The sequence below is a fragment of the Vibrio sp. Vb1755 genome (genome assembly GCF_033338635.1).
Classification (GTDB): Bacteria; Pseudomonadota; Gammaproteobacteria; order Enterobacterales; family Vibrionaceae; genus Vibrio; species Vibrio alginolyticus.
In genome coordinates this window covers 1-1,074 of the sequence record NZ_JAWOTA010000328.1, presented here as the reverse complement: position 1 = coordinate 1,074, position 1,074 = coordinate 1, and the positions used below count along the sequence as shown (strand labels likewise).

At 45.6% G+C, this 1,074-nt stretch carries 2 protein-coding genes; both read right to left on the bottom strand.

Features of this window, described 5'->3' with window-relative positions:
- On the bottom strand, nt 1–701 hold a 701-nt coding region (locus R7E00_RS24905; RefSeq protein ID WP_318124892.1), incomplete at its 3' end, for a phosphotransferase.
- Between the two features lie 2 nt (nt 702–703).
- On the bottom strand, nt 704–979 hold the full coding sequence (locus tag R7E00_RS24900) for a GNAT family N-acetyltransferase (RefSeq protein WP_005462904.1): 276 nt from the start codon (nt 977–979) through the stop codon (nt 704–706).
- Nucleotides 980–1,074 lie beyond the last annotated feature (95 nt).

The following is a 1,074-nucleotide window of genomic DNA, read 5'->3' as shown; positions in this document are numbered from 1 at the left end:
ACATCTTTCATCGCACAGCCATGTCCGACGTATTGAAAGTCGACCGCAGCAACGCTCAATTCATCTTGCTCAAAACAGAAGTTCGCCAATTTGGCATCACCGTGTACAAGCGTCTTGAACTTGGCTTGCGAAAGCGTTTGATCAATCAATTGAGCGGCATTTTTTAGCTCGGTGTCTTGCAATGCCTCAAGCTCATCGGGTCTGGTTGCCAAGTGCCAATACGTGCCGGTATGCCACAGCTTATCCGAGCAAACACCGATGTAGCGCGCATGAAAGTTCGCTAACCAAGCAAGGCAGGCTCGTAGATGTTCTAGCTTTGCATCGGTGATGATTTTTGGAAAACCCGCCTCGGCGAGATCTTCCATCACAATGAGCCATTCATTCTCCGACTGGAACGTTTTTAAGCCTTGTGGTACTCGACAGCGCGAGTTCATGACTCCGGAAAAATGCGCGTACCAACTGACTTCAACCTGATAAGAGTGCAGCTTTCTTTGGTGAGAACGGTCTGTATTCCAGCCTCTAGGGTGTTCAGAAGGTTTAGGCAATTTGACGTGTTTTACAATGACAGAGCGTTTAGCGAATATCAGCCGAACCAATTCTCCGTAACCGCCCCAAAGTGACTGGATTACTTCGCTCGACAGCAATGCACCGAGATAAAGATCCTGGCTGATATTTTGATACAAAAGGTGGTGGTCATTCATACTCAAGCAAGAAGATGCGACCAAGCTTGGTTACGGTTGATGTAATGCGCCACATACGGGCAAACCGGTTCGATTTTATAACCCAGAGCTTCAATTTCTGGGAGTACCGCTTCCATCATTACTTTGCCATAACCTTTGCCTCGCAGCTCTTCTGGTACGACCGTCGATGTTATGTGCATCACATCATTTTTCAACTCGTAGACCACTTTTGCTTTGAAGTCTTGCTCTAAATCAACCCAAAAGAGGCCACTTTCAGTGTCGTGAATCACTTTATGCATATCTTCTTCTCTAATTTTGTTACGGATTTATTGAATCAAACTATATCACTGAATAAAATCATTACCACGCAAAGACACCCAGTCGTTTAGTGCTA

What these genes read in the sequence shown, in the direction of transcription:
- R7E00_RS24900 (WP_005462904.1), bottom strand. Translation starts at nt 979, where the DNA reads ATGCATAAAGTGATTCACGACACTGAAAGTGGCCTCTTTTGGGTTGAT.